We start from the raw sequence: 17,181 nt of genomic DNA, 5'->3' as shown, positions 1-17,181 counted from the left end.
AAAGAAAAAGCAAACGTCTTTTTTGTTTTTAATTTTTGTCGTATTTGGCTACATCCGGTAATTCATCAACAGCTTCCTGTTTGTTTATCTTAGTGCCATTCATTTCAAGCAATACAGAGCTTCCCGCAATTTTAGGTGAAAATGTTTTGCCTTCAAATGTAATGGGTAAATTTCCATAGTTAAATAATGATTTTGCGGTTTTTCCAACCACTTGTAAGGCAGCTGGTTTTTCGCCGTCCAATTGTACCTGAATGTCCCAGTCACCCACCTGAAAATGTGATAAACGACTGTTGTCTGATACTGTTTTAATGATTTCTGTTTTGCCGTCTTTTACCTGTATAATGGTTAAGTATCTAAATTTTTGTCTGGCTTCAGAAGTGATTCCCGCATGCCATTGGTTCTTAAAATCTTTGATTTGACCTTGGTCATTGGTCACTTTATTCCAGTTGACAGCCGCCTCATAAAATTGATTGTGTACGGCCATTTTTAGCGGACTGTCTGCAAAAACACTCGCATTTACATTTCCTAAATCGGTTTGTACCGTGAAGTTTTGCTGTTTGGCATTCGCCGAATTTTGTCCTTCAATGGTATAATACGGACAATGAAACTGAGTGGTCCATTTTACAGGATTTTTAGCTTCCAGTTCGTCATACAAAACAATATAACCGCCTTCGAGCTGCAGCATATGTCTGCGGTATAAAGTCACACCCGATTCTCCGTAACCATTTGTTTTGTTAGGTACTACATTGATTTGTTTGAATCGGTTGAGCCAGAAGTCACTTTTTATGTCGCCATAAGCATTGCTGGCATCTCCTAAAGCGTACTGGATGCGTTGACCGGAAATAGCCCTCGGAATCCATCCGTAACCTTCTTCTCCTATTTTTTGGTTCAGACTGTCGGCTAAAATCGTGTTGTATGCTTTAGAGGATCTGTAAAATAAAAGATTGTGCTTGTCGCTGAAATTACTGTAATAGCCCGTTCCGCCAAAAAGGACTTTTCCTTTGTAATTAATCGTAAAAGCATTTTGCGAAGCGTGACCATGTCCCGAAGAACCAAACGGACTACTGAACAAATAACTGCTCAGGGTTGTATTGGCTTTGGCCAGATCTTCGTGCATAGCTACAACACCCACATCAGCAAATTTGCGTGTTTTAGGGAGTTTTTCAGGGGAAGTAGCCGGTAAGTTTCTATTGGGTTTATAATTCAGTAATCTGAAAAATAAGAAATCATCGGTGCCGTGATAGTAGGTCGGATAGTCTCTTTTTATTTCGCCAACATACCAGTTTAGATACGGATTATTCATGCGGTAGGTCAAAGCATCGGCAAACCAGGCTTCGCCTTTTACGATGTACGGAATGTTTTCCCACATGTCGCCAATGGCAGTACTTGCCGCACCGTTTGGATGGGTGTACAGCATATAGTACGGAAGATTTTGCATCCAGGGTAACTTAAAATAATCAACACCACTAAAGTCACCAAACATTTGTGACAGGTAAATAATCGATTTAAAGTTGACTCTGAAATAACCGTTTCCTTCATGCCAGCCACCATCAGTAGTGCCCAATACCGGAAAACGTGCCGACCAGACTTCGTACATATAGGTAAGCCATTCCTTAGCCTCGGGTACATCGTTAATCACGGCTACTGTAGCAATGGCAAGATTGCGCAAGGTAATTTGCCAAACGTGATTGTCGCTCACATGCAGTTCAAAACGGTTTGGCAAATGATCGTAAACTCTTTTGGCCCTGATGGTAATGATGTTTTTAAAGGTCTCTTTTTCCTGAGGGGTTAAAAAATCATAACCGGTATCGTAAAACCAGCCGAGGGCTTCGAGCACAGCACCACTTGTAAAATCATCTCCTGTTGCCAGTCCGTCAGGATTCATGTTGGCCAGGTTTAAGGCCCTGCGTTTGGCATCTAAAATGAAACGTTTGTCTTTGGTGAGCTGATAGGCGATGCATAAATTGCGAACCGGGTTTCCAACAGCATCTCCAAAACCGTGGTACATTCGTTCGATAATAATTTTCTTTTCTAACGGATTTTTGCCTGTGGTATCAATTACTCTTTGCGGTTTCTCTGTTGGAAGAGGCGCCAGCATTAATTTTTCTGCGAAAGCAATAAATTTTTTAGCTTCAGGATTGTCCAGATTGTTGCGGTAAAAATCTTCGCCAATACGGTTCATGTCCCATAAAAGAGGGTGTGCACCTTCGTTTCTTTTCAAGACTTCACTAATGGGAGGAGCTACTTTTTGGGCAGCATATTGGGCAGCGACCACAAAATCGTAAACAGGAGACCAGGTCCATTGATTGCTGCCTTTTAAGGCATAACCGTATTTCCAGTACCATCTTCCGGCTTTTAAAGCCTGGTGTAATGGATAAACTGCCCAACGTTGTTCGGCACTGGTGAAGGGGTTTTTAGTAAAGTTTTTGTCGCTTGCCAGCATCACTTTGTAACGTACATTACCAATATTTGGATCTTCCGGAATATCACTTCCGCTTTCCATTGGGGTTACCATGTTTTTACCATTGGTTCCCGGCCAAAGCAGGGCAGGAGCATTGGTAGGTACCGTAATTCCGTTTACAGGATACGGCCATTCACGCACTCTTGAATGCAGTTTTTCGGCTGTTAGTTTTATAGTTGCCGGGGATTGTTGACTGAAAACAGGCAACAGGATAAGGGATGCCGCTAAAGTGACTATTTTATTTTGAATCATATTGTTTTTTCTTTAGGCAAGTTTATAAACCGGATTGAAAAGGATCTCCGTTCTTTTTGCACCATTCTTTTAAATAGCGGCGCATAACAATTAGTTCTTTTTTAAAGTTCTTGTTTACTGCCAGATTGGTAATTTCTCCGGGATCTGTGGTTAAATTGAAAAGCTGCTCTTTTAAGTCGCCTTTATTGTAAACGATGTACTTAAAATCTTTAGAAATTACAGCGCGTCCGCTAATGTTTAAGAGTTCTTCGTTATCGGCAAAATCGGTTTCTATCACCAGAGTATCCCGCAGGATTTCGGTTGGATTGGCTATTTTTTTACTGATGTCAATTCCTTTCAGATAGGCTGGTTTGGGTACTCCGGTGAAACCGCAAATGGTTGGAATAATGTCTGTGCCATTACAAACCAGAAGATCGTCGGTACGTGGTTTCCATTCGCCTATTTTCGAAATGATGAATGGTATTTTGGCAGATTCTTCATAAAGTATTTGTTTCTGATTCCAGCTGTGGCCTGCATAGCCGTCACCATGATCGGCCGTAAAAATGATAATCGTGTTTTTTTCGATGTTGTATTTTTTCAAAGAGGCAAGCACCATTTCGATGTAACCGTCTACTTTTTCAACTAAGCGATTGTAGGCCCAACGGTATTGACGCCATTGATCTGCAGTCCAATTTACAGTAGGGTAGGTTCTGAAACTTACTTTTTGCTGCTCGCGGACAATTTTAGGTTCGTAGTCGGGGATTTTCCAGTTGGCCGGCAATGGCGGACACTGGGCTGGCGGAGGTGCTTTTTCTAAGACATCCATTTTCAAATCTTCGTCTCTGGCCCATTCGCAAATGTCATGTGGATTTAAAAAAGAAGCGACCAAAAGAAAAGGAGTGTTTTTATTTTCTTTAATGAAGCGCGCACAAAACGAGGGTGTTGCCGCATCATTGTAATCCTGAAAATTGGTGTTTTCGATGTATTCAAAACCGTGCTGACTTTTCTTGGCAGTGGGAACCGGAAGGTGCCATTTGCCTACATAACCGGTTTTGTATCCTCCGTTTTGGAAAATTTTACCCATCATTAGTAAATCGTCCGGCCATTGACCGTCTTTTTCAGGAGCGTTGCCCACAAAGCCGGTTTCAAAAGGCATTTTTCCGCTCATGATGGCCGTTCGGGAGGGTGAACATAATGGCTGAGCGCAATAGGCTTTGGTAAAACGGACTCCGTTTTGAGCCAGTTTATCCATTGCAGGAGTGTGAAGGTCCTTGTTTCCTGCAATACTTATCGCATCGGCAGTTTGCTGATCGGTCATGATGATCAGGATATTTGGACGTGCAGCGGTTTGGGCATTGCTAGAAAAAGGAATAGCCAGTATTCCCAACAAACAAAAAAATCCTATGACTTTTTGAAATATCATATCGGCCTAATTTTAATAGATTACGTTTTGCCTTTTAAATTCTTAAATGCAAAAACGAAGTTAATCATCGGGCTTCAATTGGGGTTTTGAATTTGTTCAAAATGCTATTAATTTTAGTTAAAACCTTTAATAATGGGCAATTAGTGAGGTGATTCTTAAAAATATTTGTTCGCAGAGACGCGAAGCTGCAAAGTTTTTTGCCACAGATTAAATGGATTAGAGTGATGCGTTGTTTGTGTGGATTTGCTCGCGGAGACGTAAAGTCGCAAAGTTTTTGGCAGTTTGTAGAAAGACAATACATTCACACCATCTACTGAGATCTTTGCGGCTTTGCGACTTCGCGAGTATATTCTTTTAGTTCGTACTGTATTTCAAATCTTTAAATTTTTGAAAAGCATTGGCGCAGGCTCCCAGCAATCCGGCTTTATTGCCCAAATCGGCTGCTACGATGCTGGTATGCGCAAAAGCAACCGGAATAGCAAAGGTTTTGACTCTTTGGGTGAGTTCGTCAATGTAAAACTGACCCGCTTCGCTGATACCGCCTCCAATGATTACTTTTTGCGGACTAAAGATGTTGACAAAATTGACAATCCCGGCAGCTAAATAGTCAAAATGGTGCTGCATGGTTTTTATCGCGTGCTCTTCTCCCGAAAGGTATTTTTCGATGATGGTTTTGCCGTCAATGTTTTGATCTGCCGCTGTATTTTGTGACTGATAGTATTTGATTAATGCCGTTACAGACGCATAGGTTTCCAGACAGCCACGTCCGCCGCAATTGCAGGCAATGCCATTTTGCTGAATTACGGTATGGCCCAATTCACCACCTCGATTTTTGAAACCGCTGTACAAGCCTTTGTTAATCATGATGGCACCACCTATTCCTGTACCAATCGTTAGAAAAACGGCATCGGTACTGTCTTTGGCTGCTCCGTAAATTAATTCAGCAAGCCCCATTAAATTGGCATCATTATCAATGACAACATGATGTCCGGTTAAATCATTTAGAATTTTACCCAATGGCAATTGTTCAAAACCGGGTAAGTTTACACCGCCGCCAATGATCACATCATTTTCAATCAGACCCGGAAAACCAATTCCGATCCCCACAATTGGTTCTTTTAACTGATCGGTACATTGTGTGATGGCATCGACCATTAAGCGGATAATTTCTTTTTCGGTACGGGCTTCTTTTAAGGATACTATAAACGAAAATAAAATTTCTCCGAGTTCATTAACAACACCACATTTCAGTGACGTACCACCAATGTCGATCCCAATTGCGTAGGATTTAGACAGTTGTGCATCATTTTTGGCAACCATATTGTTCCTTGTTTATTTTAGTAGTTTTCTTTTCTGTTACAAACAATTAATGCAGAACAAAGTCCTGCATTAAAGGTTATAAACTTATTCATTTCTAAATAATGTTGTATCATTTATTTTTAATAATTTGAGTTTTTCAAAATAAGTGCCATTATTTAGAGGGTTGTGCATGATTTTTAAATACTATTTGTCTAATATTTTGGATTTTGACGTGTGATGTTTTTGTTCACGTCTGTTTCATTTTGAGGATAAGGGTACAATTCGTGTTTTCCGGCCACAAAATTGGTAATTGCAGGGAAGAAATAAGTGGATCGGATTTGTTTGACCGCGGCACTTGTTTCGATCAATTTATCTCCTAAGATTCCCCATCGAATCAAATCGGCTCTTCGCATTCCTTCGCCCGAAAGTTCCCAGGCTCTTTCCTGCTGAACGGCTTTTAGAAAATTGTCTTTGTTCAGACCGGTTGGTAAGCTCATTTCGGCTGTGGTTGGTTTGGCTAAGAGTCTCGCGGTTGCGGTTGCTCCGGTGCCTTTTCCGTCTGTACTGGTAATGGTTACAGTTGGAACACTAGTATAACCATCACCGGAACGCAGCATTGCAATGGTGTTGATTCCTCCGGCTGAAAGGGTAATTACTGCCGCCGCTGCATCAGTACCGCCGCCGCCTGTAATTTGTATTAAAACATTGGCCGCATTGGTATATCCGGTTCCTTTTGTTTTTATATCAACCGCAATTCGGCTTCCTTGTACATCGGCACCGAAGCCTCTTTTACGAACCTGATTGATGGCATCATAAGCAATAGTGTTAGGGCCTTCGTTTAATTCGTTTTCTACCTCAGCACGCATCAAAAGCAAATCGGAATAACGCATGATGACCCAATTGATGTGGGTGTAAACACGTTCTGCGGTTGCATTGGTCTGGTATTCTCGGCTCCATTTACCAACGGTCCATCTTTCATCCTGATTGGTGGTTAGAAGCGGAAGTTTGTTCCCCAGATTGTTGATGGAATAGGTGGCAATCGAAAAATCTCTGCGTTGATCGGCTGCGTTAAAACTATTGTAAAACGGTTTTGGGACTAGACATCTCGAAATGTTTGAAGGATAGAAACCAGCGACTGTTGCCGGACCGTTGAAGTTGCCCACCCAGGAGGCGTTTCCTATGTTTCCTGCCGGATTATAAAAAGCAACCTGAAAAATATTCTCCGTAGGTTCTAATACATGCTGACACTGGTTTTTAAATACTTTAGCGTAGGATGGATTTAGTTTGTACGGATTTTGGGCCATAACATCGTTAATTTGTTGCTGCGCCAGTTTGTAATAGTCTTTGTAGTTTGAAGGACGTTTCATCGTTCCGTCTGCACCTAAAGAGTATCCTCCGGCAAACAGTGCTACTCTGGCCAACATGGCTTTGGCTCCCCATTTGTTGATGCGTTCGTCTGTAGGCAGCTGTTCCGGAAGCACAAGTGATGCCTCGGTCATGTCTTTGATGATCTGGGTGTAAATTTCCTGACGGTCTACAAGAGCTCCTCTTAGATTGTCTCCGGATTGTGAGCTTTTTGTTTTAAAAGGCACATCTCCCCACAAGCGTACAAGTTCTGAATAATAGAAACCACGCAGGAATTTTGCTTCACCCAGGTAGCGGTTCAACTGTTCTTTTTGGGCAGTATTTCCATTTGAAAAAAGCTCCATTTGGGGTATTCTTTCGATCACTACGTTGGCTCTGTCTATTCCTTCATACAATTTGCTCCAAACGATGTAGAACATATTCGTTTGAGAAATTCCCTGATAGTGCGCTATGGTTCTCCAGTCGTCGGCGCCAATTCCGGTCATTTGTTCAATATCGGTATCAGCATCAAAAACTAAGGAAATGTTCCAGCCATAACTGTCCAGTGACGACATGGATTCGTAAACGCCAAGAGTAGCCATGTTGGCTTCGTTTGCATTAGAAAAAAAGTTGGCAGTGGTGAAATAGGAATAGGGGGTAACTTCGAGTTCTTTGTCGCAGGAATTTAGGGGCAGTAAGAGGCATGCAATTCCTGCTGCTATAAGTGTACTACGGGAAAATATATTGTTTTTCATCTTTTTAAACTTTAAATTATAGCGAAATATTTAATCCTGTGATAAACGATTTGCTTCTTGGATAGGCACTAAAATCTACTCCTCGGGTGATGGCATTGTTGAGTACGCTTACTTCAGGATCATAGCCTGAATATTTCGTAAATACATACAGATTGTAAGCCGTGAAATAAATTCTCAAATTTGAGATTTTAGATTTTTTAAGCCATTCTTTAGGCAAGGTGTACCCGAGACTGATGTTGTTGATTCTTAAAAACGAACCATCCTCAATAATATCGCTGTACAAACGTCCGGTAGCGTTTCCGTTAAAGGCCGGATTGGTTTTGCCTGCGTTTAGGGCAGTCAGTTCGGCAGGATCGGTTACACGCTGTCCTGCTGCGTTAATGGTTGTCCATCTGTCAGCATAGATCGCTACTGTGTTTAAATTGTCGAGATTAAGTCTTGAATTGTTTAAAACGTTGGCGTTATAGATATCATTTCCTACCGTAAAATCAAGGAATACGCTCAAATCAATTCCTTTGTAACTAAAGGTGTTGTTAAGACCTCCGGTGTATTTTGGATTAGCATCTCCAATGGCAGTTCGGTCCAAATCGTTAATTACGCCATCCGGTGTACCATTAGGACCGCTGATGTCTTTGAATTTGATAAAGCCCGGCTGTGCTACAATATTATCGCTTACAACTCCTGGCTTAAGGGTGTACGCACTTGTTGTGGCATTATAATCAAAATCGCTTGCCTGATACAATCCGTCTCTTACATAACCGTACATTACACCCACCGGTTTTCCAACCTGCAAAATGTAGTCGTTTCTATCGGTATAACTGTTGGTGATCAACGAATTTTCGCCTTCACTCAAACTTAAGACCTTGGTTTTATTAAAGGCAATGTTGAAGGTGGTACTCCAGTTAAAGCTATTGGTTTTTACGTTTATCGTATTCAACGTAAATTCGATACCGCGATTCGAGGTCGCTCCAATGTTCTGAAACTGTTTTTTGAAACCTGAACTTGCAGGTACACGAGTGTTGTACAATAAATCCTTAGAACGATTTTCGTATAACTCTGTGGTAAGCGCAATTCTTTGCTTGAAGAAACCAATGTCAAAACCAATATTAGTCGATTTTGTAGCTTCCCATTTTAATAAAGGATTTGGTAGATTGTTCTGAAATGCCGTGATATTCATTTGATTGTTCAAAGGATAAGAGCCTGAATTAAAAATACCCAAAGCAGCATAATTGGCAATTCTGTTATTTCCGGCTTCCCCATAACTTAAACGAAGTTTTAAGTCAGAAAACACGGGTAATTTTTCCATAAAAGGTTCTTCGATAATTCTCCAGGCTGCCGAAACGGAAGGGAAATATCCCCATTGATTTTCTGTCCCAAATTTAGAAGACCCGTCTGCTCTTAAAGTTGCGGAAAGTAAATACTTGTTTTTGAACGAGTAGTTGGCTCTTCCAAAAAAAGATATTATTTTATCATCTTCTGCATAGCTTGTCGGAATTCCGGCAATGGTACCCAGTTGCAATTTATCCCAACCCAGATTAACCTCAGGAAAAGCGGAGGCTGAAGCCGTAATTCCTTCTGCATAATTGTAAATGTATTCCTGTCCGAGAGAGGCATCAAATTTATGCTTTTTGTTAAAATTTTTACTGTAGGTCAGGACGTTGTTGTAATTTAATCGGGTACCAATATTGTGTGTCACTCCACCATTTGCGCCACCGCTTCTGATGGCCTGTATACCTCGCGAATCGTTAAAATATTTACTTTTCATACTGTTATCGGTATAACTGATTAATCCACGATAGATTAAGCTTGGCGTTATGTTGTATTGCAGCTGTAAACTCATATTGATCGCTCGGGTGATTGCCTCTCTTTTTTGACTTTCGATTGTAATCAGTGGACTCTGGAAGGTTGGAGAATCCTGATTGTCTAACGGATCTACGGTTAAAGTTTTAAGATCTTCATCAGATCCTGTTTTTCCAATAGTAGGGCGGTACTGCAATACATTTTGCAGCATACTCAAACGTGCATTTCCACCATCATTTGTCGATAATCCGGTTACTTTCTGGTTGGAGTAGTTTACAATTGCGGTAACCGTAACCTTTTTGCTGATGGAATTGGTTACGTTTAGTTTTGCGATATTTTTTACCGAAGCACTTCCCAGCATAATCCCCTGATCGTTGTTTACCGAGTAGAAAGCGTTGTATTTGGTATCATTTTCGCCACCACTGATGCTTAGTTTGTGGTATTGACTTTCGACAGAATTTCCAAAAACCTCATCCTGCCAGTTGATGCCTGCTCTGTCTTTGTAAAGGCCTTCCAGCTGATCATAAGTTCCAAAGGCACTTACAAACTTCTGCATTCTCGCATCATCAGTTGCAGCCTCATAGAGTAATTGGGTGTATTGGTAAGGATTCATCACCGGAATTGTTTTGGCGATCATTTTTATTCCCCCATAGGTATCGTAACTTAAAGTCAGTTTTCCTCCTTTTGCTTTTTTGGTTGTGACTAAAACAACTCCATTGGCCCCTTGTGCACCATAGATAGAAGTTGAAGAGGCATCTTTTAAAATGTCGATAGATTCAATATCCATCGGATCTAAAAAGCTTAATCCCCCGGTTTGAGCTACACCGTCAACAACATACAAAGGTTCATTGCTTTGGGTAATCGAAGTTCCGCCTCTAATTCTAAGGGACGGTTCAGATCCGGGTGTACCGTCAGACATGGTAACCTGCATACCGGCAATACGGCCCTGTAATGCCTGTGCCACATTTTGTACCGGAATTTTGGCCAGTTCCTGTCCTTTTACAGAAGAGATCGCTCCTGTGAGGTCTTTTCTTGCTTTGGTTCCGTAACCTACTACAACTACCTCATCCAGATTATTGGCATCGTCCAGTAACTTGATGTTGATAAGCGTTCTGTTTTTAACATGTTCTTCTTTAGATTTAGTTCCTATGAACGAAAATACTAAAACAGCATTTGGTTTTACCTTAATTTGATAATCACCGTCCATAGCAGTAACATTGGCATTTTTGGTTCCTTTTTCAGAAACAGTTGCTCCGGGCATAGGCATATTCTGAGCATCGGTTACCACACCTTTTACGGTAATAATATCCTGCCCATACATCACTTTGCAGGTGGTAAGCAGCAAAAATAAAAATAGAGTCCTTTTCATAATTTTTTTTAAACCGGAATAAGGCTAACCTTACTTCCTAAATTGATGTTATATAAGTTGATATCTGGCCCTGCTCTATAAAATAATGGCTCCATTTCTGAATCATTTATTTTCTGACTGTTGCGCGAGCGTGACCGAAATTCCGAATTACTGTTGTAATAAGTTTGGGATCGATTGTTATTTGATATTGTTGTTTAATGAATCGCTTCTTTGTTTTAACGAGCGAAAATTATAACAATTTATTAACTGAGGAAATTCGCAGAGGAATTTTCCGTCTGACAATTAAAAATAGATTTTGTAGTTGGTGGTTCATTTTTTTGGAATTAGTCATGTTTTTTTGATTTAATAAAAACAAATATATAAATCGACTGTAGAGGACAGTTTTGAAAACGTCCAAATTAGTATTGATTTTGATTAATTGAGTTTTTAAAACCCTTGTAAGTCCTTGTGTAATCAAGGTTTTATGACGTTTTTGAGATTCTGTTTTCAGTAGGAAAGTGCTGTTTTTACTGAGCTATTTTGAAATAATTTGTGTTGGTTAAAAGTTAAATTAAATGCAATCAGGGGTTAACGAAAACGATGTAATTTTTACTGAATTTGTGAAGGAAGAAAAGTCGTTTGTTTTCTATTCTTCAGATAAAACCGACTAAAGTATTGCGGGTTTTTATTTTTTGAATAGTAATGAGACAATAGATTCATCGTTATTTAGAAATTGGTGGGGGAAATCTAATCGGAAGCTTTATTTGTTTGTTAAATAGGTGCCGCTCCGCTGGAGCTTTAGAGGCGGTGTGGCTATTAAACGTTTATAAATATTTTGCTCCTGTGGAGCTTTATCTGTCGTGCGGTTATAAAATTGTTATAAATATTTTGCTTCTATGGAGCTGTTTTTTGCTGTTTAGATTTAGAAGAATTGCATCTAATATATAGTCCCAGAGGGACTTCATATTTATAAAAAAAAACAATGTCTTATATGCTAGAACCTCATCGGGGTGGAAATTTTTATATGTTTCATTCCTACGGAATTCAAATGCTGGGCCCGAAATTATTTTAAAATGGATTAAAATCCATCCCTACAAAATAGACCGAGCCAAAGGCTCTTTTTCAATAGTTCCGAAGGAACGGCTCATATTGTAGCAACGGATTTTAATCCGTTGAATATAAAATGAATACAACATTTGAATTCCGTAGGAATGTTACATATTATTCGGTAATCATGGTGTCAAAAAAAGTATTTAAGCTCGAGGTTAATCTAATACAGCTCTTATGAAGCTGTTTTTTTCTGGTTAGATTTAGTGGAGGTGCATTAATATAAAGTCCCGGAGGGGCTTCATATTTATAGAAAAGAGTATTTCCCCGACGTTGAAACCCCATCGGGGTGGCAATTTTTATATGTTTCATTCCTATGGAATTCAAATGCTGGGGCCGAAATTATTATAAAATGGATTAAAATCCATCCCTATAAAATAGACCGAGCCAAAGGCTCTTTTTTAATAGTTCCGAAGGAACGGTTCATATTGTAGCAACGGATTTTAATCCGTTGAATGTAAAAGGAACACAATGTTTGAATTCCGTAGGAATGTTACATATTATCCAGTAATTAGTAGGTCTCCCAAAAAAAGGCGTCTAAATTTAGACGCCTTTATAAAACATATTATTTGAAGAAAAATTACATTTTCTTATTCTTTCAGATTTGTTTTTACCTCGCTTTTTTTGCCATTAATTTGTAAACTTAGATCAATAATTCCCTTTTCGAAATCATTAGCTTTATTCATCTTAATGCTGATCTCCGGAGCTTTATTACCATCATACGGATAAACTGCGGTAATGAAACTTTGTGTTGCAGCAGTGCTTTTCGGCTTTTCAAAAACAAAAGCCGGGCGTGCGATTTCCTTGGCATACTGATAGGAAACTTTTCCGTCTTCTTCATTTAGGGTTACTTTATCGGTATTTAAGGATTGTATCAAAAGATTGTTGCCATCTTCGTAGGTAGTGGTAACACTATTGTTTGTTTTGTTGAAAACGGGTTTACTGTCCTCTTTTAATTGAAAGTGAACTCCCAAATTTCCGGTAGCTTTTCCAATTGCTTTATCTAAAATTAAAAAGTACTTCTCATCTATAAAAAGAACAGTGCGCTGGTGGTTTAACTCGGTATAACTTGGATTGGTATAGGTGAGTATGTCTAAGTTTTTAGAGGTGCTCCAGTTGTTTTCTTTGGCTTTGGTAATGACCATGTTCTGATTGTCGAGTGTTAGGGTGCTGTGTACTCTGGTTTGGCGGTACCAGTTTCTCATTTTGGTTACCTCAGCATCACCGCTGTAAATATAACAGCCCGTATCTGGAGTAAAATTGCGTCCGTTTACCCAAAGTTCAAACGTACCGTTGTCGGGTTGTGCATGAAATTCGGCAGGAGGGCCCGCTTTAACAATCATAACCGTTGATTTATCGTTCCATCCGTTTCTGAAAGTATAAAAACCTCCGTCTGATAAGGCATGTGATTTATAATTGGGTAATTGTCCTTCAGCACCAGCTGTACCCAAATACTTTAGGAGTTGGTTTTCAGGAAACACTTTTGACCAGTTTAGAAATTGTTTTATTCTGCCATTTTTATCGAAAATCCAGGAATCGCCAAACATTGGTGTACTGTAATCGGGGAAAGAGATATTGGCTGTTGCAGTGATCATTTTTTCGATTGTTTTGCTGTAGCTTTCAGGGAATTCTTTTAGCACTCCCGCCATTTTAGCCGAGTTGTAAGCTTTCATAAAAATATCGATACAGGCAACATGATAAATGGGCGAAAGTTCCCATTGGACACCGTCAGGAAGGACTTGTAGTTTTATTTCACGATTGAGTATTTCGATACCACTTTTACGCCATTCTTCGGCCGGTTTGAGTTCCGGGAAAAAAGCTCCTGCTCCCAGGACACGCTGTGCTTCAAATAATAAATGGTTTCCTTCTTTGCTGTAATTTTTAGGAATATAAGCGGTCTGTTTGGTAAAGCTGTTTAGGAATTCCATCAAAAAAGCGGGTGTGAAATTCGGCGAAACGACAAACAGGTTGAAGGTTCCCGGAAGGCTTTGTATGCGTTCTGATACTTCTAACGGACGCCAGGCAAATTGGTCATTTTCTTTCGAACGTCCTAAATAGTTTTTCTTCTCCCAATCGCGAAACTGGAATACCCATTCTTTGGCATATTTCTCCTCTCCGCTGCTTCTGTAGGCCATTCCCATTGACTGCCACCAGGTTACGCGATGCAGCTGCCAGCGCACTTCATTGTCTTTTATCGGCCAGTAATCCCAGTTAATATCGGTTCCGTAATAAAAATAGCCGTAACCTTTGTGAGGCTGAAACTGATGCAACAAAGCATTATCGGCTTTTAACTGATTGGCTTTTCCGATATCCTTTCCTCTAAATCGAGTTTCATCGCCTACATTAAAATCGGGATTTTTGATGTTTTTTCGCTCGCGGTAATAATTGAGCAAAGCTCTGGCCGCTTCATCGTATTTACCGGAAGTAAAAAGCTGGTTTACTTTTTCTAAGCCCGGATAGTGAAGGTTGACTATCTCAAAACTTTCTTTTGTCAGCGGTTTTTCCTGTGTATGAGCAAAATAAGGGAGGGTAAATAACAGCAATAAGTGTATCGTTTTTTTTAGGTTTTTCATTAGTATTTTGTGCTTGTTTTTTAAAATTGCAAATTCAGTTGATTGTTTATTGTTTCATTAATTTAACGGTCTTCTTTTGTTTGCCCTGACGTATTTCGACAAAGTAAATTCCGGCACTCCAATCAGTTCCCAGAACAATTGTTTGCCCGTAGTCTGATTTTAGGGAGCTGATACGTTTTCCTAAGGTGTCGAACACATTTACAAAAATAGGCAGTCCGGGCTCCCCTGTAACATTGATTTTAAAATCAGCTCGGGAAGGATTGGGAGCTACAATTACGGTTAAATCTTTTGAAGTTTGTTCCGAGGGATCATGGATACCTAATGAGGATGATTTTACCAGCTCGGTTTGAATCGTAAGTCCGTTAATCGTATTAAAAGTAACGACTGTGTTAGCGCCGTTGATAGTGGTAGTTATATTTGTGGCTGGTGCGGCCAGTTCCCACTGACCGGCAAGTGTTAACTTTACAGGATCTGTCTGTGCTACTCGGTTTAGAATACTGTTCTGACCGCTAATCTGACTCCAGGTGTACGTTTCATTGGAAGCCAAAAGCCCTAAGTTTGGATTGGTGAGGCTGACTTTTAATTTGTTTCCGTTGTCTGTTTTTTGGGTCATCACAGCTGCTGGTTTGTCTGTACTTACTACCACATCATAAGCAAACACTGTATTGGGAGTAAAAATAACATAACCAAATAAGGCGTCCGGAAGGTATTGCACAATGTGTGCCTGGCTGTTTTGATGGTAAATTTTAAAATAGGAAGCAAAATTAGCAGCCAGTTGCTGTGTAGTGATCTGTCCGCCTTGAAGTACAACCGCGTATTGAAATTTGGCTGAAACCGGGGCAGTTCCATGATTGATAAAGGCAGTGGTAAAATTACCCGAAGTATTGGTGGTGTTGCTGTTGTTGCGGGAGTTTTGCTCCAATCGGTTAATGGTGACGGCATCGGTATTGCTTGAATTGCCCGGAACAACGTAGCCATTGCCTATGGCATCTGTTGCCCAAAAACTTCCCGTTTGCGTAAGGGTAAAAGTATTGCCTGTAGTAGCCGTACCGTTAACATAAGTCGCTGTTGTTGTATTGGCCAGCGCTGTTTGAAACAGAGTGGTATGAATAGGGTAGGTTCCGTTGGTATCCTTGATATTAGAACCCAGACAGAGAATCATATTTTTAAAGAAAAAATTAGACTTCAAAGCCGTCATTCCGGTAGCCGAATTGTAATCTTTATAATCCATACCAAAAACACCATTATGGTCTAAAGAGCCTACTGCCAGAAATGATTTACCGTTCATCTCTCTCATATTCCCTGTTTCAAGTATGTTTAGCGGAAGATACGCAACCGTTGTTCCGGGAAGATGCGACCAATCCCAGCCATTTTCGGTATAACCGTTTGAAATTCGGGTTACGGGAACTCCAGTTGTCAGCAATTCCATAGCGCCTGCAGAGGTATATCTTCCAAAGACATTCTCGGTGGCCGAATCCTCAAAATGCCAGATGTGTTTACTGGTTCCTTTAATACTCGCCTGATAACCATTGTATTTGTGAACGCTCAATCCGGCAAAGGGGAAATTAAATTGACCTTCGGTTATTTCAGGCAGGGGGCTAATTCCGGCATTTAAAGTCTGCATGATGTCCATCACACCACCCGGTGTATAAACCAATGTAATCGATAAGGCTGTTTGTCTCAGTAAAGCGGTATTGGCGGTTGCAGAGAGTGCCCAGAGTCTGACAAATTCTCTTCCCGCTTCCAGATTGGCAACAGGATCGGTTACATATAAAGTAGCAAGTGCGGGTCTCAAATCGTTTATCGCATCAGTATTGGTGGGAAATCTTCCGGCAAGACCTAAAGGCATTTCAAAACCTTTACTAAACTTACTGTAATTTAAAATGGCGTTTTTGAGATTGCTTTGTGCTTCAGGATTTAATTCATAAGAAGTGTTTTTCAGCATCATATTCATGATCGAAGATTGTTGCAGCGCTTCGACTCCGTACGAGTTGGAATAAGCACCTCTGTGATGATAGGTAATAAAATCGGGTTTAATACAATCGTTCCAGCCGTTGCTTATTTTGAGAGCATTGTCGATAAATCGTTTCAGGAAATCCATATCAGTCACTTTTGTAGTTGAAGCATCGTCCTGAGCCAGTACATAACAAAATCGTTGCTGAATCGATGAACGAATAACATCGGAATTGTAACCGGGATTGGTGAAATTGAAATTAGGATAATCCGGCGAAATAAAAGCGGTTAAGCTCTTAAGTGCCCCGAGATGATGGGTAAATTCTCCGGCAGCAACCAGTTCGTCTTTCATCAAAAAAACGGCAGTAGCATATCCTGAGGAGCGCAAACATATCCCGTGACCGCTGGTAATTACTTCTTCGGTGGCAGGAATGGAAACATAAGCAAAATCAGTAGTGCTGCTGATGCCTTTTGCTTTCATATAGTTGAAAAGCGCCAAAATAGAATCTCGTAATGCAGGGCTGTGGTAATCGGGATTAGGACTGGCGACTGAGCCTTTCAGCTGGTACAAAAAGACTAAGCGGATGAGCTTTTGTTCGACCAAAACCTGATATGCAGTCTGATCGGCACCAACTGTAAAATTCCATACCGGTCCGGGATTGGCAAAATCGTATGCCGAGAGGTTTTTGGCAGCGATGCCATTGCTCAGATAACGGCTGTATCTTTCGTTGACCTGTGTTTTAGAATAATCGAGATTCTCGCCCGTGAGCCAGTTTCGATATTTGACGGCAATCTCGTTTACAACACTCAACTGAGCGTACGAAAAGTTAAAAACTAAGGCTATTAGCCCGACGGATAAAAGGAATTTTTTGTGCATAAGAGTGGTT

General features: G+C 40.4%; 8 protein-coding genes. All 8 read right to left on the bottom strand.

The genetic code is table 11. From position 1 onward, the window contains the following. Positions 1–28 precede the first annotated feature (28 nt). Entirely contained in the window at positions 29–2,713 is a 2,685-nt protein-coding gene (locus ACN1CN_RS20780; RefSeq protein WP_419137334.1) for a DUF4962 domain-containing protein, read from the bottom strand. Positions 2,714–2,735: 22 nt separating this feature from the next. Next, positions 2,736–4,115, bottom strand: a complete 1,380-nt coding sequence (locus ACN1CN_RS20775; protein ID WP_419137332.1) for a sulfatase — start codon at positions 4,113–4,115, stop codon at positions 2,736–2,738. 354 nt (positions 4,116–4,469) lie between these two features. Then, positions 4,470–5,435 (bottom strand): ROK family protein, encoded by a 966-nt coding sequence (locus ACN1CN_RS20770; RefSeq protein WP_419137330.1) that lies wholly within the window; start codon positions 5,433–5,435, stop codon positions 4,470–4,472. A 191-nt stretch (positions 5,436–5,626) separates the two neighbouring features. Beyond that, positions 5,627–7,513, bottom strand: coding sequence for a RagB/SusD family nutrient uptake outer membrane protein (locus tag ACN1CN_RS20765; protein WP_419137328.1), 1,887 nt, complete (start codon positions 7,511–7,513; stop codon positions 5,627–5,629). Between the two features lie 16 nt (positions 7,514–7,529). Further along, positions 7,530–10,682, bottom strand: a complete 3,153-nt coding sequence (locus ACN1CN_RS20760; RefSeq protein ID WP_419137326.1) for a SusC/RagA family TonB-linked outer membrane protein — start codon at positions 10,680–10,682, stop codon at positions 7,530–7,532. Positions 10,683–11,882: 1,200 nt separating this feature from the next. Continuing rightward, a complete protein-coding gene (locus ACN1CN_RS20755) occupies positions 11,883–12,080 on the bottom strand; it encodes a hypothetical protein (RefSeq protein ID WP_419137325.1) in 198 nt (65 codons plus the stop codon). 278 nt (positions 12,081–12,358) lie between these two features. Beyond that, positions 12,359–14,341, bottom strand: a complete 1,983-nt coding sequence (hepC, locus tag ACN1CN_RS20750; protein WP_419137323.1) for a heparin-sulfate lyase HepC — start codon at positions 14,339–14,341, stop codon at positions 12,359–12,361. Positions 14,342–14,387: 46 nt separating this feature from the next. After that, positions 14,388–17,171 carry a polysaccharide lyase family 8 super-sandwich domain-containing protein gene (locus ACN1CN_RS20745; RefSeq protein WP_419137321.1) on the bottom strand — a complete coding sequence of 928 codons (2,784 nt, stop codon included), beginning with the start codon at positions 17,169–17,171 and terminating at the stop codon, positions 14,388–14,390. Positions 17,172–17,181 lie beyond the last annotated feature (10 nt).

Source organism: Flavobacterium sp. T12S277 (genome assembly GCF_048514875.1).
Taxonomy (GTDB): domain Bacteria; phylum Bacteroidota; class Bacteroidia; order Flavobacteriales; family Flavobacteriaceae; genus Flavobacterium.
This window is presented reverse-complemented; position numbering and strand designations above follow the sequence as displayed.

Coding starts and splice junctions, on each gene's coding strand:
- ACN1CN_RS20760 (WP_419137326.1), bottom strand. CDS start 10,682: ATGAAAAGGACTCTATTTTTATTTTTGCTGCTTACCACCTGCAAAGTG.
- ACN1CN_RS20775 (WP_419137332.1), bottom strand. CDS start 4,115: ATGATATTTCAAAAAGTCATAGGATTTTTTTGTTTGTTGGGAATACTG.
- ACN1CN_RS20745 (WP_419137321.1), bottom strand. CDS start 17,171: ATGCACAAAAAATTCCTTTTATCCGTCGGGCTAATAGCCTTAGTTTTT.
- ACN1CN_RS20770 (WP_419137330.1), bottom strand. CDS start 5,435: ATGGTTGCCAAAAATGATGCACAACTGTCTAAATCCTACGCAATTGGG.
- hepC (WP_419137323.1), bottom strand. CDS start 14,341: ATGAAAAACCTAAAAAAAACGATACACTTATTGCTGTTATTTACCCTC.
- ACN1CN_RS20755 (WP_419137325.1), bottom strand. CDS start 12,080: ATGAAACATATAAAAATTGCCACCCCGATGGGGTTTCAACGTCGGGGA.
- ACN1CN_RS20765 (WP_419137328.1), bottom strand. CDS start 7,513: ATGAAAAACAATATATTTTCCCGTAGTACACTTATAGCAGCAGGAATT.
- ACN1CN_RS20780 (WP_419137334.1), bottom strand. CDS start 2,713: ATGATTCAAAATAAAATAGTCACTTTAGCGGCATCCCTTATCCTGTTG.